The 24,577-nt window shown below is 48.9% G+C and carries 22 protein-coding genes; 16 read left to right on the top strand and 6 right to left on the bottom strand.

The window, feature by feature from the left end:
* Positions 1-5: 5 nt before the first annotated feature.
* A complete protein-coding gene (locus tag KSW37_RS03220) occupies positions 6-2,630 on the bottom strand; it encodes a glycoside hydrolase family 88 protein (protein ID WP_217313314.1) in 2,625 nt (874 codons plus the stop codon).
* A gap of 279 nt (positions 2,631-2,909) precedes the next feature.
* On the opposite strand from KSW37_RS03220, the gene KSW37_RS03215 reads away from it, so the two are divergent.
* Positions 2,910-3,506, top strand: coding sequence for a sigma-70 family RNA polymerase sigma factor (locus KSW37_RS03215; RefSeq protein ID WP_217313315.1), 597 nt, complete (start codon positions 2,910-2,912; stop codon positions 3,504-3,506).
* On the opposite strand, the gene rpe is transcribed toward KSW37_RS03215, so the two are convergent.
* Together rpe and KSW37_RS16105 are read right to left on the bottom strand one after the other, a co-directional pair.
* Entirely contained in the window at positions 3,503-4,156 is a 654-nt protein-coding gene (gene rpe, locus KSW37_RS03210; protein ID WP_217313316.1) for a ribulose-phosphate 3-epimerase, read from the bottom strand. The two genes, KSW37_RS03215 and rpe, sit on opposite strands and share 4 nt — an antisense overlap.
* A 13-nt stretch (positions 4,157-4,169) precedes the next feature.
* On the bottom strand, positions 4,170-4,298 hold the full coding sequence (locus KSW37_RS16105) for a hypothetical protein (RefSeq protein ID WP_022120798.1): 129 nt from the start codon (positions 4,296-4,298) through the stop codon (positions 4,170-4,172).
* Between the two features lie 602 nt (positions 4,299-4,900).
* Between KSW37_RS16105 and trpD the strand changes: the two genes are divergently transcribed.
* From trpD to KSW37_RS03175, 7 genes are all read left to right on the top strand, one after another.
* Positions 4,901-5,905, top strand: a complete 1,005-nt coding sequence (gene trpD, locus KSW37_RS03205; protein ID WP_217313317.1) for an anthranilate phosphoribosyltransferase — start codon at positions 4,901-4,903, stop codon at positions 5,903-5,905.
* Positions 5,906-6,108: 203 nt separating this feature from the next.
* Positions 6,109-6,915, top strand: a complete 807-nt coding sequence (trpC, locus tag KSW37_RS03200) for an indole-3-glycerol phosphate synthase TrpC (RefSeq protein ID WP_217743424.1) — start codon at positions 6,109-6,111, stop codon at positions 6,913-6,915.
* A gap of 298 nt (positions 6,916-7,213) precedes the next feature.
* Entirely contained in the window at positions 7,214-7,834 is a 621-nt protein-coding gene (locus KSW37_RS03195; protein ID WP_217743423.1) for a phosphoribosylanthranilate isomerase, read from the top strand.
* A 36-nt stretch (positions 7,835-7,870) separates the two neighbouring features.
* The gene (gene trpA / locus KSW37_RS03190) at positions 7,871-8,647 is read left to right on the top strand and encodes a tryptophan synthase subunit alpha (protein WP_217743422.1); all 777 of its coding nucleotides are present in this window, start codon (positions 7,871-7,873) and stop codon (positions 8,645-8,647) included.
* 84 nt (positions 8,648-8,731) lie between these two features.
* Entirely contained in the window at positions 8,732-9,931 is a 1,200-nt protein-coding gene (gene trpB / locus KSW37_RS03185) for a tryptophan synthase subunit beta (RefSeq protein WP_217313321.1), read from the top strand.
* Between the two features lie 103 nt (positions 9,932-10,034).
* On the top strand, positions 10,035-11,483 hold the full coding sequence (locus KSW37_RS03180) for an anthranilate synthase component I family protein (protein WP_217313322.1): 1,449 nt from the start codon (positions 10,035-10,037) through the stop codon (positions 11,481-11,483).
* 26 nt (positions 11,484-11,509) lie between these two features.
* Complete coding sequence (locus tag KSW37_RS03175; RefSeq protein ID WP_118079021.1) at positions 11,510-12,076, top strand: anthranilate synthase component II; 567 nt, start codon at positions 11,510-11,512, stop codon at positions 12,074-12,076.
* 227 nt (positions 12,077-12,303) lie between these two features.
* Here the strand turns inward: KSW37_RS03175 and KSW37_RS03170 are convergent, their stop codons facing one another.
* Positions 12,304-13,284: an ROK family protein gene (locus tag KSW37_RS03170; RefSeq protein WP_217313323.1), complete on the bottom strand. Its 981-nt coding sequence runs from the start codon at positions 13,282-13,284 to the stop codon at positions 12,304-12,306.
* A 290-nt stretch (positions 13,285-13,574) separates the two neighbouring features.
* On the opposite strand from KSW37_RS03170, the gene KSW37_RS03165 reads away from it, so the two are divergent.
* The 6 genes from KSW37_RS03165 (at position 13,575) to KSW37_RS03140 (ending at position 20,239) form a co-directional block, all read left to right on the top strand.
* Complete coding sequence (locus tag KSW37_RS03165) at positions 13,575-14,252, top strand: LysE family translocator (protein ID WP_153085045.1); 678 nt, start codon at positions 13,575-13,577, stop codon at positions 14,250-14,252.
* A 57-nt stretch (positions 14,253-14,309) separates the two neighbouring features.
* On the top strand, positions 14,310-14,864 hold the full coding sequence (locus tag KSW37_RS03160; protein WP_006846332.1) for a DUF4924 family protein: 555 nt from the start codon (positions 14,310-14,312) through the stop codon (positions 14,862-14,864).
* A 59-nt stretch (positions 14,865-14,923) separates the two neighbouring features.
* Positions 14,924-16,510, top strand: coding sequence for a peptide chain release factor 3 (locus KSW37_RS03155; RefSeq protein WP_217313324.1), 1,587 nt, complete (start codon positions 14,924-14,926; stop codon positions 16,508-16,510).
* Positions 16,511-16,631: 121 nt separating this feature from the next.
* Positions 16,632-18,446, top strand: coding sequence for a chloride channel protein (locus KSW37_RS03150; protein WP_254368539.1), 1,815 nt, complete (start codon positions 16,632-16,634; stop codon positions 18,444-18,446).
* A gap of 71 nt (positions 18,447-18,517) precedes the next feature.
* Positions 18,518-19,636, top strand: a complete 1,119-nt coding sequence (gene fmt / locus KSW37_RS03145) for a methionyl-tRNA formyltransferase (RefSeq protein WP_217313331.1) — start codon at positions 18,518-18,520, stop codon at positions 19,634-19,636.
* Between the two features lie 30 nt (positions 19,637-19,666).
* Positions 19,667-20,239 (top strand): L-threonylcarbamoyladenylate synthase, encoded by a 573-nt coding sequence (locus KSW37_RS03140; RefSeq protein WP_217313325.1) that lies wholly within the window; start codon positions 19,667-19,669, stop codon positions 20,237-20,239.
* A gap of 196 nt (positions 20,240-20,435) precedes the next feature.
* Here KSW37_RS03140 and KSW37_RS03135 read toward each other — a convergent pair whose 3' ends face one another.
* Together KSW37_RS03135 and KSW37_RS03130 are read right to left on the bottom strand one after the other, a co-directional pair.
* On the bottom strand, positions 20,436-20,531 hold the full coding sequence (locus KSW37_RS03135) for a smalltalk protein (RefSeq protein WP_254368540.1): 96 nt from the start codon (positions 20,529-20,531) through the stop codon (positions 20,436-20,438).
* A gap of 129 nt (positions 20,532-20,660) precedes the next feature.
* Complete coding sequence (locus KSW37_RS03130; RefSeq protein WP_217313326.1) at positions 20,661-21,239, bottom strand: DNA-binding protein; 579 nt, start codon at positions 21,237-21,239, stop codon at positions 20,661-20,663.
* 721 nt (positions 21,240-21,960) lie between these two features.
* Between KSW37_RS03130 and KSW37_RS03125 the strand changes: the two genes are divergently transcribed.
* Positions 21,961-23,616, top strand: coding sequence for a hypothetical protein (locus KSW37_RS03125; RefSeq protein ID WP_217313327.1), 1,656 nt, complete (start codon positions 21,961-21,963; stop codon positions 23,614-23,616).
* A gap of 310 nt (positions 23,617-23,926) precedes the next feature.
* Complete coding sequence (locus tag KSW37_RS03120; protein ID WP_367397544.1) at positions 23,927-24,493, top strand: DUF5675 family protein; 567 nt, start codon at positions 23,927-23,929, stop codon at positions 24,491-24,493.
* Positions 24,494-24,577: the final 84 nt, after the last annotated feature.

The raw sequence follows: 24,577 nt of genomic DNA, 5'->3' as shown, positions 1-24,577 counted from the left end.
AAGTTTTACTTATTCAGTCCCTGCATTTCCATTTCCAGACTAGCCCAGATGAAAGGACCTACGCCCTTGGCATCATTGTCGCGGATAGGCTCGCTCATGTAATAGTCGAAGCTGCCGTCGCGCTTGTAGTTTGGCTTCTTTACGTATGGGCCAGGGCCAGGGCCGAGTCCGCTGACAGCACAGCAGCGGGTAAGGCTGATGGTCTTGTCTGGGTTTACCTTGATGAAGTTGTTCAGGATACCCTCATAAGCCTTGATACCTGCTTCCTGATATTCCTTGCCGAGGTATCCCTTGCGGTAACCTTTGAGGAGAACATAGGCAAACATGCTTGAAGCGGTGCTCTCGAGGTAGTTGCGAGGATCCTTTACATCCATCACGTCGTACCATACGCCCGTCTTCTTATCCTGGTATTTCACCACGCTCTTCATTGCCTTATTTAATAAGGTGATGATTTCGCCGCGGCGCGCATAATCTTCTGGCATGGCGTCGAGGCATTCGGTCATTGCCATGACGTACCATCCGAGGGCTCTTGCCCAGGTATGCTGGCTTTTTCCGTCTTCCTTGTTTGCCCAGAACTGGCTGTGGGTTTCGTCCCAAGCATGCTTCCAGAGCTGCGTCTTCTCGTCGTAGGTACGCAGGTCGGTCTTCACAATCTGGTCTACCGCATCGTCGAGAATCTTCTTCGCCTTCTTAGGCTTGAGGTTCTGAACGGCGTAGTTGCAGTAGAAAGGCAAACCCATAAAGATGCCGTCGAGCCATACCTGGTTGGCGTAAATAGCCTTGTGCCAGTAAACGCCTTCCTTGGTGCGAGGCTGGTTCTGCAGCTGCTTGAAGAGCGTCTTCAGTGCCAGTTCGCTACTCTTGCTAGGGAAGAGGTTGTGCATGCGGAGGATAAACTTCGCGGTGCGCACATTGTCGAGGTTGAAATCCTCATATTTGTAGCCTGTGATGTTTCCCTTTTCGTCAATCATCTTGGCTGGATATTCTTTCAGGTAGTTGATGATTGCCTCGTTGTTGGCTTCGGCATCAGCTCCCTTGAAGGTGCTCTTTCCGCCTTTGTAGTGGAGGTAGGTGTCGAGCATACCTTCCATCTCAATGCCCATTACGTAGCTCCACTTTGGCTTCTTGCTGAAGTCGAGCAGGTAAGACTGAGGCACGCGCTGCATCTCGCTGTGAGTGAGCCACTCTGAGTAGGTCTGGTAAGGACGGTCTTCCTTGTTGAGAACCAGTGAGCCGTTGATGATGAGGTTGTCGAACTTCACGTTTCTTGTCTTGCCGGTAACCTTGGTAGGCTGCTTGATGACACCGTTGAACTTACAGTTCTTTACATGGATGTCGTATACGTTTTCTACCTTGTTTCCACCGATGATGAGCACACCGTAGTTGCTCTTCTGACAGGTAACATCTTCCATGCTCACGTTGCGCACTGTAGGTTCAAATCCGCGGTAGCAAGCCTCTCTTGGCTCATAGTCGAGGTTGATTTTGAGCACGGCTTCCTTACACTGTCCTACGGTAACCTTGCGCATGTGGATGTTCTGGATGAGTCCGCCGCGGCAGTTGTTGGTCTTGATGCGGAGGATGCGCTCCAGATGAGGAGAGTCCATCTCGCAGTTCTCGGCGTATACATTCTCGCATCCGCCTGAAATCTCAGAACCGATGACTACGCCACCGTGTCCGTCTTCCATGCGGCAGTTGCGGATGATGATATTCTTGGATGGTTTGTTCCAGAGACGACCGTCGTTGTTTCGTCCGCTCTTGATGGCGATGCAGTCATCGCCGGTGTGGAAGATACAGTTCTGGATGAGTACATTCTCGCATGCCTCAGGGTCGCATCCGTCTCCGTTAGGTCCTTCGTTCCAAACAGTTACGCCGTCTACCGTGATGTCCTTGCAGAGCAGAGGGTGCATCACCCAGAAAGGCGAGTTGATCATCTTTACGTCCTTGATGAGGATGCGCTCAGAGCGTACGAAGTTGACGAGCTGAGGGCGGAGGCCCTGTCCCATACCGAACTTGCGCTCATCAAAAGGCACGCCGTCTTCTGCCATTTTCTGCAGTCTGGCGCGGGAGCCCATCTTCTGGTGTTCCTTGGTTACGCCCTCCTTGTATCCGAAGTAAGGGTTGCCGTTCCACTGCCACCATGTATCATTGTTGCCGCCTCCGTCGATGGTACCTTTACCGGTAATGGCGATGTCGGAAACCTTGTAGGCGTAGATGCATGGAGAGTAGTTCCAGCATGCCAGTCCTTCCCATGCGGTGCGAACCAGCGGATAGAGTTTTGGCTCAAAGGCAAACTGCAGTACGGCACCTTCTTCGAGATTCAGTTCTACGAAGCTCTTCATCTCAATGGCTCCTGTGCGCCAGGTACCCTTCGGTATGACTACGGTACCGCCACCTTTCTTAGAGACGAGGGCGATGAGTTTGTTGATTGCCTTCTGGTTCTGTGCAGCCGAAGCGTTCTGCTTGGCTCCATAGGCAGAAATTACATACTTCTTGGTTGCCTGCTTGATGTTAGGCAACTGTATGCTCTGTTCAATGCGCTGATATTCAGCATCGTTCCATCCATTATCCGCCCAAGCGCAGGTAGGGATGAGGAGCAGAGCAACGAGTAGGGTCTTAAAGAATTTCTTCATTGTCTTTGTTCTAGTTTTATGATTTTTAAATGTATTTATTCGTTTGTATGAATCAGTTTATTCGTTTGTTGGGTTTGATGCTTAACACATCGGTGCAAAGTTACGAATTTTATTTGGAAAACAAGTACGGGTAATGTTAAAAATAAATGTTTTTGCCAAAAAGTTTGGTGTTTTCAAAATAAAATGTTACCTTTGCAACGATATTTAATATTATTAACACAATAAATTCCAGAAAGCCTATTGATTTAGACATTTACTTAACATAAATAGATTAAGAAAATGAGAAAACTCAATAATATGACAGACGAAGAGTTGGCCTTGGCTTATGTCGGGGGCGACAACAGAGCTTTTGACCTGTTGCTTTCCCGCAACGAGGAGAAATTGTTCTCTTATATTCTTTTCGTGGTTCACGATGAGGATTTGGCGAATGATATCTTCCAGGAGACATTTGTGAAGGCAATCAGTCGTTTGCATGCTGGCCAGTATTCCTGTTCGGGCAAATTTATCTCGTGGTTAATCCGTATTGCCCATAATGTAATCATTGACGGTTACCGCAGTCATTGTGTATTCCGCATGGTAGAACAGGCTAATGATAATGATCTTTCGTGTTTGCGTGGTGAAGATTTCCAGGCAGATTGTGCCGAGCAGGAGATGATACGCAAGCAGATTCTCTGTGATGTGAAGAAACTGGTAGATTTTTTGCCGGCTCCACAACGCGAAGTGGTTTTCATGCGTTATTATCAGCAGATGTCTTTCAAGGAAATTGCCGAGTGTACCAATGTGAGCATCAATACGAGTCTGGGAAGAATGCGTTATGCGCTCCTTAACCTCCGTAAGATGGCTAAGGAGCACAATATTTACCTGGATCTCGGTTAGTGGAGTTCTTTCAGGGCATGGATGGTAGCATAAGGGTCTGTGCTCTTGAACACATAACTTCCGCTTACCAGCACGTTTACTCCGGCTTTCACCAGTCTAGGGGCTGTTTCTGCCTGCACACCTCCGTCAACCTCGATGAGTGCCTGACTGCCGCTCTCTTTGATGAGCTGGCGCAGACGGCCTACCTTCTTGATGGTGTTTTCGATGAATTTCTGTCCGCCGAAGCCTGGGTTTACGCTCATCAGCAGTACCATGTCCACATCGCAGATGATGTCTTCCAGCACGCATACCGGGGTAGAAGGGTTGAGGGTGACACCTGCCTTCATGCCTGCTGCGTGAATCTGCTGGATGGTGCGGTGCAGATGGGTGCAAGCCTCGTAGTGCACATTCATCATCATGGCGCCGAGCTTGGCTGTCTGCTCAATGTAATTTTCCGGATGCTGAATCATGAAGTGTACGTCGAGGGGCTTGGTGCACACATTGCTCACGGCTTCGAGCACAGGGAATCCGAACGAGATGTTGGGCACGAAGACGCCGTCCATCACGTCGAGGTGGAGCCAGTCGGCCTCACTCTTGTTAATCATTTCTATGTCGCTCTTCAGGTCAATGAAGTTGGCTGAGAGCAACGAAGGGGATATCATTGTTTTCATCTTTCTTCTTCTTTTAGTTAGGATAGCACACCTTTAGCTTACCATTTTGCACCATGGTATGATAGGAGTAGGCTATCTGCTTGATGAAGTAGATGGTCTGAGCCGAAGGTCTCATTTTCTTTGGTGTAAAAACTTGCTTCATAGGCATGAATCTTTTTTTGAATGAATACTACTTTTATCTGTTGCTTTCAAGAACAGGCATTACTTTCTGTGGAGTTTTCCTCTGCCTGTTACCTGTCCTCTAGATAAATAACGGCACGTCTGGCAGATTATTACATTTCGGCGAAATATTTTTTTTCTTTTCTCCCTAAATATAATGAAATATTTTTTTCTTTTCTCCCTATATATAATAAGGTATAGGGGAGAGAAGGGGAAGGAAAAGTGGGCGAAATGGAGATTTAGATGATAAAATAGTGTTAAATCCTAAAATTTCTCGACAAAAAGTTTGTAGTTTAAAAGAAAAACTGTACTTTTGCAGAAGAAATGAAGAACGAAGGAGAATCTTTTCGTTAAAAAGAAAGAAACGCCTCGTTTTAGTAGTAACAAACAATTTAAAGAAAAAGCAATATGAATACATTCGTATCTACATCATGGTGGTGGCGTAACTCAAGATTCCAAAAGTCGTGAGTCGAGACACCGTATGTAGATGTGAACAACATAATATACTAGGGGCCTGCCGTAACTTACGACAGGTCCCTTTTTCTTTTTACAACGAAAAATAAAAATATATAGGAGATATTAACTATGGAAATGAAGGACATTTTGAACAGAATGTTGAACCACGAGGAACTTTCCCGTGAGGAAACCAGAGACATCATTGTAGGAATCACCAAGAGTGAATTTCCTGAGGAACAGATTACAGCCCTGCTCACCGGTTTGCAGATGAGAGGCGTAACGGTAGATGAACTGCTCGGTTTCCGTGACGGAATTCTTGCCACAGGTGTGCCAGCCATCCTGGATTGCGACCGCTACATTGACGTGGTGGGAACAGGTGGTGACCGCAAGAATACCTTCAACATTTCTACCACCTCCTGCTTCGTCATTGCGGGTGCGGGTTACAAGGTGGCAAAGCACGGCAACTATGCGGCTACCTCGGTGAGCGGCGCCAGCAACGTCATCAGAAACCACGGTGTCCAGTTTACCGACGACATGGACAAGCTGAACCGCAGCATCAACGAGGCAGGCATCGTTTATCTTCATGCCCAGCTCTTCGCCAAGGCAATGAAGTTTGTGGGTCCTATCCGCAAGGCTTTGCAGTTTCCTACCGTGTTCAACCTGTTAGGTCCTCTTGTCAATCCTAGTCAGCCTAAGTGCCAGTTGCTGGGTGTAGCCAATCTCGACCAGATGCGCCTCTACAATCAGGTTTACCAGAAGTTGGGCATTGACTACGGCATTGTGAACAGCATCGACGGATATGATGAGATTTCGCTTACCAGTGACTTCAAGGTAACCACCAACAGCTATGAGAAGATTTTCAAGCCTCAGGATCTCGGTTTCGAGATTGCCAAGCCAGAAGAGGTGAGAGGTGGAGCCACAGAGGAAGAGGCTAAGGATATCTTTGATGCGGTGCTTGAAAACCGTGCGCTCCCAGCCCAGAAGAACATCGTTCTCGCCAATGCAGCCTTCGGCATCCAGGTAATGGAGAAGGGTCAGAAGAGCATTGAGGAATGCGTGGAAATTGCTAGAGAGAGCATCGACTCGGGTAAGGCGCTCGCTACCTTTAAGAAGTTCGTAGAGATAAACAGATAAAGGGCAAGGCGAAAGACTGCTGAGGAGAAGGGGACCTGCGATGGAATCGCAGGGAACGGGGACCGGAGGGGGATATGGTTCTTTGCTCCTGGTTCTTTGCTCCTGGTTCTTTACTCCTGGCTTCTGGCTCCCGTTTTTAGGAAGCAAAGGTAATCATAAAGTTCAAAGTTCAAAGTTCAAAGTTTAAAGTTCAAAGTAAAAGAATGGCTGATATATTAGAGGAAATTGTTGCTCATAAAAGAATAGAGATTGAGCAGCGCAAGCGTTTCATCCAGCCGCGGCAGATGATAACCCTCACCGAGCAGAAGATGCAGGAGGATGGGGGACGGGTGCCAGGCGGAAGCATGAAGGAGGCGCTGATGAACTCGGAGACGGGAATCATCGCTGAGTTCAAGCGCAAATCGCCTTCCAAGGGCTGGATCAAGCAGGAAGGCAAGCCGAGCATCATCCCGCTCGCTTACCAGCAGAACGGAGCCTCGGCGCTCAGCATCCTCACCGACATTGATTACTTCGGAGGATATGATGAGTATATTCAGGAGGCGCGCCACGTGGGCGTTACCCTACCTATCTTATATAAGAACTTCGTGGTTGAGGAATACCAGCTGCTGCAGGCGAGATACTGCGGAACTTCTGCCGTGCTGCTCATTGCGGCCTGCCTGACCAAGGAGGAGTGTAAGCAACTCATGAACATGGCTCACCAGCTGGGCATGGAGGTGCTGCTCGAGATGCATAATGAGCACGACTTCGAGTATGCTGAACTGGAACCGGATATGTACGGCATCAACAACCGGAATCTCGGAACCTTCTTTACGGATGTAGAGAACAGCTTCAGATTGGCAGAGAAACTCCCGAAGGATGTGTGCAGGGTGAGCGAGAGTGGTATCTCCAACCCGCAGACGGTTCTCCGGTTGAGAGAAGAAGGCGGCTTCAAAGGTTTCCTGATGGGCGAACAGTTCATGAAACAGGTAGACCCGGGCGTGGCGCTTGCAGAATTTATTTCTAAATTATAGGATTGTTTGCTCCTAACGCCCTGAGAAAGGTAGAAACAGCAACTTTGCAAGTTTTGCTCCTAACGCCCTGAAAGGGCAGAAGCTCCTAGCCCAGGGCATCGCCCTGGGTATAAAGGCAATCAGTAAGGCGCCCTGTAAGGGCAAAAGCTTTATGTTTTGTCTGGAGTTTTAAAGCTTTTGCCCTTACAGGGCGACAGGTTTGCGTCCGTAATTACCCAGGGCGATGCCCTGGGCTAGGGGCTTCTGCCCTTTCAGGGCGTGTGGGACAAAACTTGCGAAACTTAAAACAATAAAGAAAATGTTAGTAAAGGTTTGTGGAATGCGGGAACCTGATAATGTAAAGCAGGTTGCGCAACTCGGCGTAGATATGATGGGATTCATCTTCTATCCTAAGTCTCCACGGTATGCCAGTCAGGTGGTACCTCGCTCTGATGCTGACCGCAATGTATGCAGAGTGGGAGTCTTCGTGAATGATTCCGTTTCTACGATGTTGGACAAGATTCATTCCTTCTCCCTGAATGCGGTGCAGATGCATGGAAACGAGAGCAGGCAACTTTGTGAGCAGCTGCGTGAAGCAAGGGGGGATATGAAGATAATCAAGGCCATCAGTGTTTCCACTGCGGGGGACATTCAGAAATATAAGGAATATGTAGGCGCTGTTGACTACTTCCTTTTCGACACCAAATGCAAGACGGTGGGCGGAAGTGGTCAGCAGTTTGACTGGCAGGTTCTGGATGAATATGATGGCGATGTTCCATTCCTGCTGAGTGGCGGCATCGGTCCGGAAGATGCTTCCCGCATCCTGTCTTTCCACCATCCCCGGTGCGTAGGAATCGACCTCAACTCCAGGTTTGAGACAGAACCGGGACTGAAGGATGTAGAGAAACTCAAGGAATTCCTTTTAAAGGTAAAAAGGTAAAAGGGTAAAAAAAGTAAAAAATAAAAAAGTGAAAAAATGAATAAGATAAATGCATTATTTGCAAACAATAAAGACCGCAAGCTTTTGAGCTTGTATTTCTGCGCCGGATGCCCAACTTTGGAAGGTACCGGTGATGTAATTAAGGCGATGGAGCGCAAGGGAATAGATATGATTGAGGTAGGAATCCCTTTCAGTGATCCGTTGGCAGATGGTCCTGTTATCCAGAGTGCCGGAACCGTGGCTCTGAAGAACGGAATGACGGTGAAGAAACTCTTCGCCCAGTTGAAGGAAATCAAGGATGAAGTGCAGCTTCCACTCGTGCTGATGGGTTATCTGAACCCAATCATGCACTACGGCATTGAGGCTTTCTTCAAGAGCTGCGTAGAGAGCGGAGTGAGCGGCACCATCATCCCAGACCTTCCTTTTGATGATTATCTGAAGGTGGTGAAACCCATTGCCGACAAGTATGACATCCGTGTCATCATGATGATTACGCCAGAAACCAGCGAGGAGCGCATCCGTTTCATCGATGAGCATACAGATGGTTTCATCTACATGGTCAGCTCCGCGAGCATCACGGGTGCCCAGAGCAGTTTCGGCGATGCCAAGCTGGCTTATTTCAACCACATCAACGGCATGAATCTGCGCAATCCTCGCATGATAGGTTTCGGCATCAGCAACAAGCAGACGCTTACCAGTGCGCAGGATAATGCGGCGGGAGCCATCATCGGCAGCAAGTTTGTAACCCTGCTCAATGAAACCGGTGATCCGGATAAGGCTTTAGATAGGCTTTTTGAGTGCCTCGAAAAGTAGTTGACAGTTGATAGTTAACAGCGGCTTCGCCGTATAGCAGGCTTGCCCTATAAACTGTAAATTATAAATTATAAACTAAGTATTATGTATCAAGTTGACGAAAAAGGATTTTTTGGAAAATTTGGAGGAGCTTATGTTCCTGAGATATTATATAAATGTGTAACCGAGTTGCAGCAGGCTTACAAGCCAATCATTGAGAGCGAGGAGTTCAAGAAGGAATACCGCGCGCTGCTCAAAGATTATGTGGGCCGTCCTTCACCTCTTTATTATGCCAAGCGCATGAGCGAGAAGTACGGATGCCAGCTCTATCTGAAGCGCGAGGACCTGAACCATACCGGTGCACACAAAATCAACAACACCATCGGTCAGATTCTCATGGCCAAGAAGATGGGCAAGACCCGCATCATTGCCGAAACCGGAGCCGGACAGCACGGTGTGGCTACCGCTACGGTATGCGCCCTGATGAACATGAAGTGTGAGATTTTCATGGGTGCCACCGATGTAGAGCGCCAGCATACCAACGTAGAGCGCATGAAGATGCTGGGAGCCAAGGTGAACCCTGTGCGCACCGGCAACATGACGCTGAGCGATGCCTGCTCTGAGGCCATACGCGACTGGTGCTGCCACCCGCAGGATACCTTCTACATCGTAGGTTCTACCATGGGTCCGCACCCTTATCCAGACATTGTTGCCAAGATGCAGAGCGTCATCAGCGAAGAACTGAAATGGCAGTTGGAGGAGAAGATAGGCCGCGACTATCCTGATTACCTCATCGCCTGCGTGGGTGGCGGAAGCAACGCTGCCGGAACCATCTACCACTACATTGATGATGACCGCGTGAAGATTTATCTGGCTGAGGCTGCAGGTCACGGAATAGATACCGATTACACCGCTGCCACCATGCACTGCGGCACAGAAGGCATCATCCACGGAGCCCGTACCCTCGTGATGCAGACCGAGGACGGACAGATAGAGGAAGCCTTCACCATCAGTGCCGGTCTCGACTATCCGGGCATCGGCCCTATGCACGCCGACCTTGCCACATCGGGCAGGAGCCATGTGCTCGCCATCAAGGACGATGAGGCCATCTACGCCGGTTACGAGCTCACCCGCATGGAGGGCATCATTCCTGCCATTGAGAGTGCGCACGCCGTGGCAGCCCTGAAGAAGATGAAGTTCAAGAAGGATGATGTGGTGGTGCTCACCGTGTCAGGCCGTGGCGACAAGGATGTAGAAACGTATTTGAGCCATAAGGAAATGGCAGGAGAGTACGGCAGTTTTTAAATAGTTAATAGTTAATAGTTTATAGTTTATAGAGGCTGCGCCGTTGAGCAAGATTGTCAAAGCGGTTCATGCTATAAACTATAAACTGTAAATTATAAATAAAATGGCAAAGTTTAGTTACAAGACAGTTACCCGCAAGATTCTCGCCGACCTCTATACGCCGGTGGGAGTCTACATGCGGCTGAGAGATATTTATCCGCAGTCGGCTCTGATGGAGAGTTCCGACTATCATGGCTCCGAGAATTCGCGCTCCTTCATCGGTGTGCATCCGCTGGCAAGCATCGCCGTGAGTCATGGTGAGGTCATCAAGACCTATCCCGACGGAAGAGTAGAGAAAGAGCAGCTTCCTGCCTTCGGTGCCGGCAAGGGCGAGGAGTGCAAACTCGCCATCTCAAAGAGTATCAACGACTTCATCTCTTCCTTCCATGTTGAGGGCGAGAGCAAGGAGTTCTGCGGACTCTACGGATTCACCACCTTCAATGCGGTGAGATATTTTGAGAATATCCCGGTCAAGGACACCACCATGGAGAAGAATGATGCGCCCGACATCTATTACATCATGTATAAGGACATCATCGTCTTCGACCATTTCAACAACACCATGGAGCTCATTGCGCTCCAGGAGAGTGAAGAGAGTGAAGAACGAAGAGTGAAGAGTGAAGAGCTCGAAGAACTGCTCAAGGCGGTAAACAAGGCCAATGTGAAGCCTTACGATTTCCACCCTGTGGGCGAAACCTTTTCTACCCTCACCGATGAGGAGCACAAGGCCAACATACGCCGCTGCATACAGCACTGCCTGCGCGGAGATGTATTCCAGATTGTGGTGAGCCGCCGCTTCGTACAGAAATATGAGGGCGATGATTTCAAACTCTACCGTGCGCTGCGCAGCATCAACCCTTCGCCTTACCTCTTCTATTTCGACTTCGGCGGATTCCGCATCTTCGGTTCTTCGCCTGAAACCCACAACCGCATCGTGGGCAACAAGGCGTTCATCGACCCGATTGCCGGAACCACCCGACGCACAGGAGATATGGAGCAAGACCGCAAGGCTGCTGAATTCTTGCGCAACGACCCGAAGGAGAATGCTGAGCACGTGATGCTGGTAGACCTGGCACGCAATGATTTGAGCCGCAACTGCCATGGGGTGAAGGTAGATTTCTACAAGGACATGCAGTTCTACAGTCATGTTATCCATCTTGTGAGCCGTGTGAGCGGAGAGCTGGATGAGCATGCCGACCACATCAAGGAGTTTATTGATACCTTCCCTGCCGGCACACTGAGCGGTGCGCCTAAGGTGAGAGCGATGCAGATTATCTCAGAGCTGGAGCCTCACAACCGCGGTGCCTACGGAGGCTGTATCGGTTTTATCGGTCTGAACGGCGACCTGAATCAGGCCATCGTGATACGTACCTTCATCAGCCGAAACGGCGAACTCTGGTTCCAGGCGGGTAGTGGAGTAGTGGCAAAGAGCAATGATGAGTATGAGCTGGAAGAGTGTAACAACAAGCTCGGTGCGCTGACCAAGGCGATTCACATTGCTGAAGAGTTGTAATCACTAATCAATAATCAATAATGAAGATGAAAGTAGTAATCATAGATAATTACGATTCCTTTACCTATAATCTTGCCCATCTGGTAAAGGAGTTGGGAGCTGACGTTACGGTGTTCCGCAACGACCAGTTCCAGTTGCCGGAGCTGGAACGCTTCGACAAGATCATTCTGAGTCCGGGGCCGGGCATTCCGTCGGAGGCGGGACTGCTGATGGATGTTATCCGCAAGTATGCAGGCCGCAAGCCGATGCTGGGCGTATGTCTGGGTCATCAGGCCATAGGCGAGGCGTTTGGAGCCAAGCTTACCAATCTTTCTGAGGTGTATCATGGAGTGGCAACCCCTTGCACCCAGTTTGGCAACGATGTTATTTTCGACGGGTTGGACAAGCGCATAGAGATTGGCAGATACCACTCTTGGGTGGTAGACCGCTCGGGATTCCCTGACTGTCTGGATGTTACGGCAGTAAGTGATGATGGTTGCATCATGGGTCTGAAGCATAAGAACTATGATATTCATGGTATTCAGTTTCATCCGGAAAGCGTGCTGACGCCAGATGGCAAGAAGATGGTGAGAAACTGGTTGGAAAAAGCTTAATGACCTTAATGACCAATGACCTTAATGACCACCATGACCGCATGGTGGTTGTTGAGGTTTTTTGTTTATGATAAGAAAAGCAAAGCCTGACGCTCTCTCGAGTGCCAGGCTTTTCTGATACCCTCGCTACAATCCTCTCACGAGTTTCGCGAGTTTGTATAAACTTAAATCTTACCTTCCCAATGGAGGAAAGGCCTCTAATAACCTTCTTAAATCTTTCAAAATCTTTACATTTCCCAAGCCACAGCACTCGCACCGAGTACGGCAGCAGAACTACCATCAAGGGTAGAAACAAGGAATTTAGCCTTGCCCTTGAAGGTGCGGAGCACGTGCTCATCATAAGCCTTCTGGATAGGTTTCATGATGAGGTCGCCAGCCTTGGTCAGACCACCGAAGAAGACGAAAGCCTCTGGTGAAGAGAAGGCTGCGAAATCAGCACAAGCCTCACCGAGCATCTTGCCGGTAAACTCGTATACACGCAGTGCCAGCTTGTCGCCCTTGCCTGCAGCAACGCTCACATCATAAGATGTAATATCCTCAGGGTTCAACTCGCGGAGCAATGAAGGCTCATCGCTCTTCTCGAGATACTCGCGTGCTGTGCGAGCCACACCTGTGGCAGAGCAGTAAGCTTCGAGACATCCTGTACGGCCGCATCCGCATGTACGGCCTTCTTTGCCACGTACCATGGTAACGTGACCCAATTCGCCTGCGAATCCGTCGCAGCCGTAAACCATCTGTCCGTTGATAACGATACCAGAACCTACGCCAGTACCGAGTGTAACGTCGATGAAGTTTTTCATACCTCTTGCCACACCGTAAGTCATCTCACCGAGCGCTGCGGCGTTGGCATCATTGGTCATACCTACAGGCAGACCTCCGAGTGATTTGCTGAACATGTCAGCCAGTGGCACAACTCCGTCGTGTGCCCAAGGAAGATTTGGAGCGAACTCTATGGTTCCATTATAATAGTTTGCATTTGGCGCACCGATACCCATTGCCTTGATTTTGTCAATGCCGCCTACAGTATCAATGATAGGCTGGAGGGCTTCTACGGCAGCCTTTACGTAATCTTCAACTTTTTGGTAACCGCCAGTCTTGATGGCAGTGGTAGCTTTAATCTCGCCACGTGCATCTACGATGCCGAAAACTGAATTTGTACCACCGAGGTCAAGGCCTATTACGTACGGTTTAAGTGTATTATCTGTCATGTTATCTTAAAAATTAGTTAGAATTATTTTTTACCACGGCAAAGATACAGAAAAACTTTGGAATCTCCTTTATTTCTATGTATAAAAAATTATAAATTCCTGATTTTTTTTCTGCGAGACTGCAAAAGTTCAGTTTATAATATAGGTAGAACATCCGTGTAATGCGTGTAATCCATGCCCGAAAATATAAAAAACGGGAATAAAATGAACTTTTAGGCGAAAAAATTGTGCTTTGTGCCCGAAATTTTGTAACTTTGCCGCCTGTTAGAAATTGTAACGATACTAATAAGATGAATTTAGCATTTCCAATTGAGATAAACATCCTTGACTTCATTTTCAAAGGAATCGTCATCGGTGTTCTTGCCTCAGCCCCTATGGGTCCGGTAGGCATCCTATGTATCCAGCGCACGCTCAACAAGGGCCGCTGGTATGGTTTTGTAACAGGTGTGGGTGCCGCATGCAGCGACATCGTATATGCCTTATTCACAGGCTTGGGCATGAGTTTTGTGATGGATTTTGTGAGCAACTCCGAGAACAAGTTCTATCTTCAGATTTTCGGAAGCCTGATGCTCCTCGTGTTTGGAATCTACTGCTTCAAGAGCGACCCGATGAAGAACATGCACAAGTCGAGCAACAAGCAGGGCACGCTGATGCACAACGGCATAACGGCGTTTCTCGTAACGCTCTCCAATCCGCTCATCGTGTTCCTCTTCATGGCCACCTTCGCTCAGTTTGCCTTCGTGGTGCCTGATATGCCGGTAGAAATGGGCGTGGGTTACCTCAGCATCGTCTTCGGAGCCCTGATGTGGTGGTTCGGCCTCACCTGGCTCATCGATAAAATCAGAAACAAGTTTGATACCAACGGCATCGTCATTATCAATAAGGTAATAGGCAGCGTGGTCATCATCTTCTCCATCATCGCTCTCTTCGGCACGATTTTCAATCTGTATCATCTGCCGGAATTTTAAAGAGTTTATAGTTAATAGTTTATAGGGGCTTTAGCTCGTTTCTTCTTATACAGAAAAATGTTTGTAGCACAAGAATTAAGAAAGAAAAGTATCGCAGAATACTTATTATATATGTGGCAGATTGAGGACATCATCCGAGCTTACGGATGCTCGCTGCCTGTCATCAAGAAAAATTATGTAGACCGGTTCGACTTTACACCCGAGCAGCGCGAGGAAGAACTCGACTGGTTCGGCAACCTGATTCGCATGATGAACGAGGAGGGAAAGCGCGAGGGAGGACACCTTAATATTAATAAGGTGATACTGAAAGACGTCATTGACCTGCACGGCATGCTGCTGCAGAGTACCAAGTTTCCTATCTACAATGCCGAATATTACAAGGTGCTGCCTTTCATCGTAGAGCTGCGCCAGCGGGGCGACAAGGACCTCAACGAGATTGAAACCTGCCTCGACGCCCTCTACGGCGTGATGATGCTGCGCCTGCAGAAGAAGGAAATCACGCCCGAAACCGAAAGGGCCATCAAGGAGATTACCGTCTTCATAGGTCTGCTCAGCGATTATTACATCAAAGACCGCACTGAGGGACTCAAGTTTGATGACGACGACATGTAGTGATCAGTGATTAGTGATTACTTTTTTTAGAATATACATTATTATATATATACAACAGGATGAACGAAATAGAAAGAAGAAGAACATTTGCCATTATCTCTCACCCGGATGCTGGTAAGACAACATTGACCGAGAAGTTTCTGCTCTTCGGTGGACAAATTCAGGTGGCAGGTGCCGTAAAGAATAACAAGATTCGCAAATCTGCGACTTCTGACTGGATGGATATTGAGAAACAGCGTGGTATCTCTGTATCTACATCTGTAATGGAATTTGATTATCTCCCTGCCGGACAGGAGGGAGAACCTTATAAGGTGAATATCCTGGATACTCCAGGTCACCAGGACTTCTGCGAGGATACCTACCGCACACTTACTGCCGTAGATTCAGCCATCATCGTGGTTGACTCTGCCAAGGGTGTGGAGGCACAAACCCGCAAGCTCATGGAGGTGTGCCGCATGAGAAATACGCCGGTAATCATCTTCATCAACAAGATGGACCGCGAGGGACGCGACCCGTTTGATGTGCTCGACGAGTTGGAAGAAGAGCTCAAAATCAAGGTTCGTCCGCTGAGCTGGCCTATCGGTCAGGGCGCCCGTTTCAAGGGTGTTTACAATATCTACGAGCATCAGCTCAACCTCTTTACCCCTAACAAACAGCGTGTTACCGAGAAGGTAGAGGTAGACATCCAGAGCGCTGAGCTGGATGAGCGGGTAGGAGAGCGCGAGGCTGCACAGCTGCGCGAGGAGTTGGAACTGGTAGACGGCGTTTACCCTGAGTTTGAGGAAGAAACCTACCGCTCAGCCGAGGTAGCCCCAGTGTTCTTCGGTTCGGCGCTGAACAATTTCGGTGTTCAGGAACTCCTCGACTGTTTCGTTCGTATTGCTCCATCTCCAAGACCAACCCAGGCAGAGGAGCGACTGGTGGAGCCGGAAGAACCAAAGTTCAGCGGTTTCATCTTTAAGATTACAGCCAATATTGATCCAAACCACCGTTCGTGCATCGCTTTCTGTAAGATATGCTCGGGCAAGTTTGTGAGAAATCAGCCATATTACCACGTGCGCTTGGATAAGAACGTGCGTTTCTCTTCGCCTACCCAGTTCATGGCGCAGCGCAAGAGTACCATTGACGAGGCTTATCCGGGCGACATTGTTGGTTTGCCAGACAACGGCATCTTCAAGATTGGAGATACGTTGACGGAGGGAGAGAAGATGCATTTTCGCGGTTTGCCAAGCTTCTCTCCACTCCTTTTCAAGTACATCGAGAATGATGACCCGATGAAGAGCAAGCAGTTCCAGAAGGGATTGGAGCAGCTCATGAACGAGGGTGTGGCGCAGCTCTTCGTCAACCAGTTCAATGGCCGCCGCATCGTGGGTACCGTGGGTCAGCTGCAGTTCGAGGTTATCCAGTACCGTCTGGAGAACGAGTACAACGCCAAGTGCCGCTGGGAGCCTGTGCATCTCCACAAGGCTTGCTGGATAGAGGCAGATGACGAGCAGGAACTCGAAAGCTTCAAGAAGCGCAAGTATCAGTACATGGCCAAGGATATTGAGGGCCGCGACGTGTTCCTCGCCGATTCGGGCTACGTGCTGAGCATGGCGCAGCAGGATTTTGAGCACATCAAGTTCCATTTTACATCGGAATTCTAATACATTGAACTTGGAACTTTGAACTTTATGATTACACTTACTTGACCCGATAATCACCAAGACAGCATATCATAAAGTTCAAAGTTCAAAGTTCAAAGTTCAAAGTTCAAAATAAACAAAGATGGATGAAGAAATTCTAGATTACTACGGGCAGAAAGAGGGATGGATAAACCGGATGGTGGATTGGCAGAAAAAGCATATTTCCGACCGCCAGATGACCCTTATCCTGGCTTTCGTCATCGGCCTTCTGGCGTCGGTGGCAGGATATTTCCTGCACGGCATCGTGCACGAAATACAGCTGTTGCTCACTTCGGGATTCAACCAGAGCACCTACAACCTGCTCTTCCTGCTCTTCCCGATTGTGGGCATCTACCTCACCATGCTCTTTATCAAATATGTGGTCAGAGATAACATTTCCCACGGTATCACCCGTGTGCTTTACGCCATCTCTACCAAAAATTCCAAGCTCAAGGCCCACAACTGCTGGTCGTCGGTGGTGGCATCAGGCATCACCATCGGTTTCGGTGGTTCTGTGGGAGCCGAGGCACCTATTGTGCTCACGGGCTCGGCCATCGGGTCAAACCTGGGGCAAATTTTCCGCATGGACAAGAAAACCATGATTCTGCTGGTGGGCTGCGGTGCTTCTGCAGCCATTGCCGGCATCTTCAAGGCGCCCATTGCCGGACTCGTATTTACGCTCGAAGTGCTGATGGTAGACCTGAGCATGGCTTCCTTGCTGCCTATCCTTATCAGTTGTGTAACAGCCACTTGCTTTACCTACATCCTGATGGGCTCCAAGAGCCTTTTCGATTTTACGCTTACCAGTCCGTGGGCGCTCGACAGGGTGCCAGCCTGCCTTTTGCTGGGCATTTTCTGCGGTTTGGTGAGCCTTTATTTCATGCGCACCATGTCGGCGTGCGAGGGCTTCTTTGCCAAGCTTTCGCCTTATCCATACGTAAAACTGCTGTTTGGCGGACTGATTCTGAGTTCGCTCATCTTCCTCTTCCCTTCGCTCTACGGCGAGGGCTATTCGGCAGTCAACGTGCTGCTGAAGGGGCAGAATGTGGAAGACTGGGGGCAGGTGATGAGCCGTTCGCTCTTCTACGGGCACAACCAGCTGCTCATCCTCTACATCGCCCTGGTAACCTTTACCAAGGTTTTTGCCACCTCGGCAACCAACGGCAGTGGCGGATGCGGTGGTACCTTTGCCCCTTCGCTCATCATTGGCGGTTTTGCCGGTTTCCTCTTTGCGCGTCTCTGGAATGTGAACCAGGTGGGCGTCTACGTTCCTGAGCAAAACTTTACACTCATGGGCATGGCGGGTCTCATTACGGGCGTGATGCATGCCCCGCTTACGGGCATCTTCCTCATCGCCGAACTCACGGGCGGCTACCAGCTCTTCATGCCGCTGATGATCGTGTGCATCTCTTCGCTGCTCACCATCAGCATCTTCGAGAGCCACAGCATCTACGCCCTGCGTCTGGCAAGAGAGGGCAAGCTGCTCACCCACCATATTGACAAGGCTGCGCTCACGCTGCTGGGCATGCAGGATGTCATTGAGAAAGATTATCATCCGGTGGGTCCTGATCTGCCGATGAGCAAGCTGGTGAGCGAGATAAGCCGCAGCAACAACAACTTCCTGCCGGTTCTCGACAAGGCGGGCGTGCTGCTGGGCGTGGTAGATATTACGAAGATTCGCCACATCATCTTCCGCACCGAACTGTATCAGCATTTCACCGTGCGCCAGCTGATGATGCAGCCTTCTGCCGTTCTTACCGAGCACGACAGCATGGACGAGGTGATGCAGAAATTTGACAAAACCGATGCCGCCCAGCTGCCAGTGGTAGATGTGAGCGGCGTGCTGAAGGGTTACATCAGCCGTACCAGAATCTATTCCATGTACAGGCAGATTGTTGCGGATATGTCGGCGGAGTAGGAGTTTTAAGTGAAGAACGAAGAATGAAGAATTCTTGTGCTTCAAGTAAACATTAAATATTAAATATTGTGATGGAGAAGAAGGATTTGAGAATCATATTCATGGGAACACCGGAGTTTGCGGTGGAATCCCTCAAGCGCCTGGTAGAGGGCGGTTACAACGTGGTGGCTGTGGTTACGCAGCCTGATAAACCGGTGGGCAGACACCAGGATACGCTGCAGCCTTCGCAGGTGAAGCAGTATGCCGTGGAGCACGGGTTGCCGGTGTTGCAGCCTGTAAAGATGAAGGACCCGGAGTTTGTAGAGCAGTTGCGCTCTTATCATGCCGATTTGCAGGTGGTAGTGGCTTTCCGCATGCTGCCTGAGGTGGTTTGGGCGATGCCTCAATATGGTACTTTTAATGTACATGCAGCCCTCCTTCCGCAGTATCGCGGTGCGGCGCCAATCAACTGGGCAGTCATCAACGGCGAGAAGGAGACGGGTGTCACTACCTTCTTCCTCGACCACGACATTGATACCGGCCGCATCATCATGCAGAAGCGTTTCCCTATTCCGGAGACGGCAAATGTGGAGTATGTTTACGACGGGCTGATGCATCTCGGTGCCGAACTGGCGCTGGAAACCATTGATGCGCTCATCGCTGCCGACGGCAACATCGGTTCCATTCCGCAGAGCAAACTGATAGGTGAGGGTGCCGAACTCAAGCCGGCTCCTAAAATCTTCAAGGATACCTGCCGCATCGACTTCCACCAGCCAGCCAAGAAGGTGTATGATTTCATCCGCGGTCTTTCTCCATACCCTGGTGCATGGACCGAAATCAAGAAGAAGGAGACGGTAGTTTTCTTTGACGATCCTACAGAAGGAAAGGTGGAGAATGCTGTGGGTTCTGATGATTATGTTAAATTCCCTGAGCCAACTTCCCATCCGTCTCGCAAGCCGAGCACGGCAAAGATTCAGGTGCTCAAGATGTTTGCCACCCATCTTTCGGGCGAAAAACGTGGCGCTGCGCCTGTAGGTTCGCTGCGCATTGAGGGCAAGCAGCTACAGGTAGCCTGTCTCGACGAATGGCTCAACATTCAGGAACTTCAGCTTAGCGGCAAGAAGCGCATGGAGGCAGCTGCCTTCCTCAACGGCATGAAGGACATTGCCTATTATGAGTGTCAGAGGAAGGATATTGAGGACGATTTTTAGGTATTAGGAATTTAAGTTTTTATAGTAATTATGACTGTAGAAGAAGATATCAAGCGTGCTGTGGAATGCATGCGCAAGGGTGGAGTGATTCTCTACCCAACGGATACCGTATGGGGAATAGGTTGTGATGCAACCAATCCGGAGGCGGTAAAGAAAGTTTATGAAATTAAGAAGCGTGACGACTCTAAGGCGCTTATCTGCCTGACAGATTCTGCCGACCGCATGGCTCGTTATTTCCGCAATGTGCCTCAGGTGGCGTGGGATTTCATTGATGCTGCGATGCCTGTGAAACCTACCACGGTTATCCTGGATGACGCGAGTGGAGTGGCTAGTAATCTGGTGGCAGAGGATGGAAGTTTGGCGATGCGCGTTACGTATGAGCCTTTCTCCAAGCAGCTCTGTTACCGTTTTCAGAAGCCTATTGTGAGCACAAGTGCCAATGTGAGTGGCGAGCCAGCTGCCCAGAATTATCGCGACATTTCTGAGGAAATCCTCAATGCCGTAGATTATGTTTGCTGGAGCCGTCGCCAGGAGCATAAACCTCATCAGCCTTCGAGCATCGTAAAGATTGCCAAGGATGGCGAGGTGAAGGTTATCAGATAAAAAAGCGTGCTACTTTAAGTAGCTTTCGGGCATTCAGCCCATACTAAAACCACTTTGAAACTTTCTATATATAGAAAGAGCCCTGAGAAAAGGCTAAAAGCATCTTTATGTTTTGAGGATGCTTTTGCCTCTTTCAGGGCTTTAATTTTTTGCCGCCTTTTCCTTGCGGCCTTGCGTTTCTTCTTTACCGCCTTTTCTACATGCAGCTCGTAACTCCGAGAGTAGTTGCTACGGCGGTGAGAATGCTGATGATAACCTGTATCAGCGTTTTCCATGTTTCTTTTTTCATCATGATTTTCCTTTCTTTTTAGTGGTTAAATACTTGTGTTTCCGTGTTTTTAAGAGCAGTGTTGGAAATCTTCGTTTCCGTTTTTCAGGAGGATTTCTCAGAAAGAGCGCAGCCCCCCGAAGGGGGCTTTGGCTAGCCCATGTTTCCGTCGCCGTCAGTTCCGCCGCCTTCGGTAGTTCCGCCACCTTCGGTAGTTCCGCTGCCTTGACCGCCGTTTTCACCGGTATTTCCGCTGCCGCCAGTAGGGTTGTTACCATCGCCCTCCTCGTCTACGTTGCCCTTGTCGGCAGAAGTAACCTGCTTGATTACCTTTCCGTTGCGGTCGTAGCAAGTAATGCTGATGGCGGTGTTGGCGAGTTCCTCCTTGATCTCCACACTTGGGGTGAAGATGACGCGGCGTGCGGTGATGAGGGCGGTACTTACGAGGTCAACCTTCTCAACGGCGTTGCCTCGCACACCGAATCGCATGGTTCCGAGACCTGGGATTGCCACACTGTGACCCTCAGTGGCCCATGCCACGATGACGTCGCTCAATGCGTTCCAAGATGCGTTTACCACACCCTTTGGCAGTCCGGAACGGAGAGAAGCTTCCTTGATTACCTTGTCGGCAGTAAGTTTGCCGTAGAGCTCTGGAGTGAGCACGAATGCGTAGCGGGTTTTGTTCTTGTCGAAAGATACGTTACGCTCAATTGCCTTAAGTTTCATTCCCATAATGTTTAATTTTTTTAAGTGGTTATTAATATTGAAAATCTGTAAGCGTGAACCCGAGTTTGCGCGCTTTCTCGAATTTCACGGTGCAAAGGTACGAAAAAATTTTGACATGGGCAAGTAAAATCGTAAATATTTTTCAACTTTAACTTTTCTTTACAAAACGAGAGGTCTTCAGGTAGTCGGCACAAGACGGTTTGACGGTGCTTCTGCTGTATCTCCATACCCACGCTCGCGCGCGCCTGTTATTATTATATCGTGATAGAATATTTTTTCATCGTGACATAAAAATGAAACTACGGCTAGAGGGGTGAGGAAGGAGAGATAAAGAGAAGGCTGAGGGGAGAGAGAAAAAGAGGGTGGTCATTAAGGTCATTAGTCATTAAGGTCATTAAGCACTTTGAGATTGGGGGTATTTTTTTAGGACAATAATAAAAATATAAATATTTATATTTTTATTATTGTCTCTATTTTTACTCCCCGTTGGAGAATCCTTAATGACCTTAATGACCAATGACCTTAATGACCACTTTTGACCATCAAGATGTAAAGATATTTGAGTTTCCCCTTTAGGGGAAGAGTTCTTGCCCATAGATTACTTTTGAAAAAAGAGAAGAAAAAGTTTGGTGGTAACAATTATTTTTTCTATCTTTGCCCCCATCAAGCAAGCTAAAAGAATAAGCTTGCCTCTGGTAAAAACTAATATAGATAAAAAATTATACTTATGACACAGAAAACTACTACTTATCTCGCCACAGCTGTGCGTTATTTTGCTAACCCCAGCCTTCGTGGCAATGCACAGGAGACTCCTGAAATGGAGCAGCGTACTATCAGGGTGTTGTCGGGCTTGCAAGCCCAGTTGCCCCTTGTTGTGCTTCGCCTTGATGAGCAGAACCATTATGATACTCAGGCAGTTGTTGTGCTTGAGCATGGGCGGCAGATAGCTTATCTGGCTGCAGATGATGCCCATCAGTGCGTGGCTGAATACGGTGAAAGGCTTCGGGTCGGGATACCGGTAAGGGTGACGGAGGTGAACGTGGAGAAACACGGGGTGTTCTGGGTAGAGAAGCCTAAGATGAAGGGGGCTTCTTCTTCTGCTGCTGGGGCTGCTTCTGCTGCTGCTTCTTCTTCTGCTGCTGCTTCTCTTTCTCTTCCTGCTGCTCTTGATTGGAGCGGGTGGATGGAGCCTGCTGCTTTGGCCCTCCCTGCTGCTTTTAGGCAGAGGATAGAATCGCTGGAGCTCATCATCGATTTCTGCTTGGGAGAAATAGAGGCAGGTGAGGAAGGCGGGGGACCTGCGATGGAATCGCAGGGAACGGGGGCGCAAAGGGGGAGTGCTGGCTCTGCTTCTCCTTCTGGCTCTTCTTCTCCTTCTAGCTCTGCTTCTCCTTCTGGCTCTTCTTCTTTCTCTTCTTCTGAGGTTATGCTTTGCGAGTATTTGGGGTGCTGGCTGGAGGAGGTTAGCTTTGATGTGAGCAGGGAGGCGCATGAAAGGGTGCTGAGATACAGACAGCTGCTTGAGGCTAGTGGAAGACAAAAACTGATGGAAATGGCTGAAAAGATGGATAGGGCGCTGGTGAAAGGAGGATGCATTGAGGTTACCCGAAAAAGATGCGAAATGTGGCAACAGATGATGGAGGATGAAGGGGTGAAAGAGGACTTTGACCACTTGATGGCTTTTTCTACATCCGTGCCACAGGTGATGCTGGCTGATACTGAAATGAAGGTGAGGCAACTGCCGGGAAGACTGTATGACTTTATTGCTGATGATGCTAAGTTTCTGTCACATCTTCGCTATCTTATGCCGCCGCTTTGTGCTTTGCGTAATATATTGAGCTATAGGTTGTTGAGGAAGTTGCTGTGCAAGAAACTGGGGGTTAGCGATGCGGCTTGCCGGGCTGCTGGGAATACTGATTTTACAGGGTCTTTTTCAGGGTGCTCATCAGGGTCTTTTTCAGTATCTCCTTCGGGTTCTTTTGTATCCCCTTCGGGTTCTTCAGTATCTCCTTCGGGTTCTTCAGTATCTTCTTCGGGTTTTTCAGTATCTTCTTCGGGCTCTTCTGTATCTGTTTCTGAAAACGGGGAGGAGAAGGGGGCTGGTTCTTCTGTTTATCTTTCGCCTGTTCGGGGAAAGAAGATTGATTTCATCCGTGTGGTTAATGTGCTTTATGAATTGGGTCTTTTTACGGATAAGGATGGGGTTCGCTGCACCAAGAAGGAGGCTTTCCGGGCGTTTGGAAGGGCGGTGAATCTGGATTTGTCTAATTACAATAAGGATTTGAGTCGCGCTCTTAACGATACGACGACCCGTGAGCGCCAATTGCAGATCTTTAAGGATATGAGACAGAAAATGGCGGAAATCTATCAGGATAAAAATTAGGCGTTGTAAGCGCATCCCGTATCTGATGGGTGTTGTTTGTTTCGGAATTACAGGGGGATGTTGATGGGGGCTTTGTAGACTCCATGAAAGTTTTTTCTTGTTTTTTTGATTTTTTTTATGAGGTGATTATCAGATAGTTAACTTTGTTTTGAGAAATATAGGCTTCGTAGACTCGTGAGGGCGGTCTACGAAGCCTTTCGTTTTTTTGCCCTACCTTTGCAACCGGAAATCAGAAGAAATGAGGCTGGTTCCTGAAAAGGATTCGGAAGAAATGACGCTGGTTGGAGTAATAACTTTTTAAAATGAATAAATGATGAAAAAGAAAACGAAAATCATGGAGCTGAAGCTGGTTCGCTTCGCTAAAAAGAAAGGGTATACCATCGGGCGCCTTTACTGCCTGGGGGAAAGAGAAGAAGAAGGGACCTGCGATGGAATCGCAGGGAACGGGAGCCAGACGGGGGACTTGGAGGCTGATGAAGGGCTGAAGGGTGACAGAGGGCTGAAGGGTGACGGAGGGCTGCAGCCTTTCTGCGATACGCTGGAACCGCCGCGACGCAACCTGCTGAATGGGGGAAAATGGGATAAGAGACTGAAGGTGAAGGGGATGACGGCGATTCCGGAAGGGAGATACCTGATGAGGTTTACCTATTCGCCTAAATTCGGCAGGAGGCTGTTTCAGCTGATGGATGTGCCTCTCTTCGACGGCATCCGCATCCATTCCGGTAATTCGGTGAAGGATACGCAGGGCTGCATCCTGGTGGGGAATAACACGAAGGTGGGAAGACTGGAGAACTCGAGAGCTGTGCTCTTTAAGCTGGAAATGATGCTGAAGGGGTTTCAGGGACCTGACGACCTGGTGTTTATTACGATTGTGTAACGATTGATTTTTTAACTATTTAATATTTACTAAAGTTTCGCAAGTGAAAATTCACAAGCGTGATTTAACGTAATTTTGGAATAA

The organism is Segatella copri, from assembly GCF_019127135.1.
In the GTDB taxonomy this organism is placed as follows: domain Bacteria; phylum Bacteroidota; class Bacteroidia; order Bacteroidales; family Bacteroidaceae; genus Prevotella.
This window is presented reverse-complemented; position numbering and strand designations above follow the sequence as displayed.

Bases quoted from the DNA above. Each gene is read 5' to 3' on its own strand.
- KSW37_RS03215 (WP_217313315.1), top strand. From the start codon at position 2,910: ATGAGAAAACTCAATAATATGACAGACGAAGAGTTGGCCTTGGCTTAT.
- KSW37_RS03135 (WP_254368540.1), bottom strand. From the start codon at position 20,531: ATGATGAAAAAAGAAACATGGAAAACGCTGATACAGGTTATCATCAGC.
- KSW37_RS03170 (WP_217313323.1), bottom strand. From the start codon at position 13,284: ATGACAGATAATACACTTAAACCGTACGTAATAGGCCTTGACCTCGGT.
- KSW37_RS03180 (WP_217313322.1), top strand. From the start codon at position 10,035: ATGGCAAAGTTTAGTTACAAGACAGTTACCCGCAAGATTCTCGCCGAC.
- KSW37_RS03165 (WP_153085045.1), top strand. From the start codon at position 13,575: ATGAATTTAGCATTTCCAATTGAGATAAACATCCTTGACTTCATTTTC.
- KSW37_RS16105 (WP_022120798.1), bottom strand. From the start codon at position 4,298: ATGAAGCAAGTTTTTACACCAAAGAAAATGAGACCTTCGGCTCAGACC.
- fmt (WP_217313331.1), top strand. From the start codon at position 18,518: ATGGAGAAGAAGGATTTGAGAATCATATTCATGGGAACACCGGAGTTT.
- KSW37_RS03175 (WP_118079021.1), top strand. From the start codon at position 11,510: ATGAAAGTAGTAATCATAGATAATTACGATTCCTTTACCTATAATCTT.
- KSW37_RS03160 (WP_006846332.1), top strand. From the start codon at position 14,310: ATGTTTGTAGCACAAGAATTAAGAAAGAAAAGTATCGCAGAATACTTA.
- rpe (WP_217313316.1), bottom strand. From the start codon at position 4,156: ATGAAAACAATGATATCCCCTTCGTTGCTCTCAGCCAACTTCATTGAC.
- KSW37_RS03150 (WP_254368539.1), top strand. From the start codon at position 16,632: ATGGATGAAGAAATTCTAGATTACTACGGGCAGAAAGAGGGATGGATA.
- trpB (WP_217313321.1), top strand. From the start codon at position 8,732: ATGTATCAAGTTGACGAAAAAGGATTTTTTGGAAAATTTGGAGGAGCT.
- KSW37_RS03125 (WP_217313327.1), top strand. From the start codon at position 21,961: ATGACACAGAAAACTACTACTTATCTCGCCACAGCTGTGCGTTATTTT.
- KSW37_RS03120 (WP_367397544.1), top strand. From the start codon at position 23,927: ATGATGAAAAAGAAAACGAAAATCATGGAGCTGAAGCTGGTTCGCTTC.
- trpD (WP_217313317.1), top strand. From the start codon at position 4,901: ATGGAAATGAAGGACATTTTGAACAGAATGTTGAACCACGAGGAACTT.
- KSW37_RS03220 (WP_217313314.1), bottom strand. From the start codon at position 2,630: ATGAAGAAATTCTTTAAGACCCTACTCGTTGCTCTGCTCCTCATCCCT.
- KSW37_RS03130 (WP_217313326.1), bottom strand. From the start codon at position 21,239: ATGGGAATGAAACTTAAGGCAATTGAGCGTAACGTATCTTTCGACAAG.
- KSW37_RS03140 (WP_217313325.1), top strand. From the start codon at position 19,667: ATGACTGTAGAAGAAGATATCAAGCGTGCTGTGGAATGCATGCGCAAG.
- trpA (WP_217743422.1), top strand. From the start codon at position 7,871: ATGAATAAGATAAATGCATTATTTGCAAACAATAAAGACCGCAAGCTT.
- trpC (WP_217743424.1), top strand. From the start codon at position 6,109: ATGGCTGATATATTAGAGGAAATTGTTGCTCATAAAAGAATAGAGATT.
- KSW37_RS03195 (WP_217743423.1), top strand. From the start codon at position 7,214: ATGTTAGTAAAGGTTTGTGGAATGCGGGAACCTGATAATGTAAAGCAG.
- KSW37_RS03155 (WP_217313324.1), top strand. From the start codon at position 14,924: ATGAACGAAATAGAAAGAAGAAGAACATTTGCCATTATCTCTCACCCG.